The 282-nt window shown below is 66.0% G+C and carries 1 pseudogene; it reads left to right on the top strand.

Annotated features, from left to right (window positions below):
* Window positions 1-265: pseudogene (locus SB822_RS56490) on the top strand (filamentous hemagglutinin); the annotation flags it as partial.
* Window positions 266-282 lie beyond the last annotated feature (17 nt).

Here is a 282-nt window from a genome sequence, read left to right as displayed (position 1 = left end):
CGGCAAGGTCTCCGCGTACAGCTTGCGCCAGGTAGGCGGCGTCTGCGCGTATTGCTCGGGGCTTGGCAGCAACGTCTACTGGAACGCCGAGACGACGGGCGTGGCGACGAGCGGCGGTAATCTGCCGCCGTCGAACGGATTGACGACCGCGCAGATGAGCGATCCGGCGAGCTTCGCCGGTTGGGACTTCAGCAGCAACGGGGCGTGGACGATGCCTGCGGGCGCGACGCATCCTGTGCTGCGCTGGCAGGTCGAACAACACTAACGAACGGTGCGCTAGAA

This window comes from Paraburkholderia sp. SIMBA_054, from assembly GCF_046534875.1.
Taxonomy (GTDB): domain Bacteria; phylum Pseudomonadota; class Gammaproteobacteria; order Burkholderiales; family Burkholderiaceae; genus Paraburkholderia; species Paraburkholderia hospita.
Note: the sequence above shows the minus strand (reverse complement) of the source record. Positions and strands in the feature narration are given on the sequence as shown.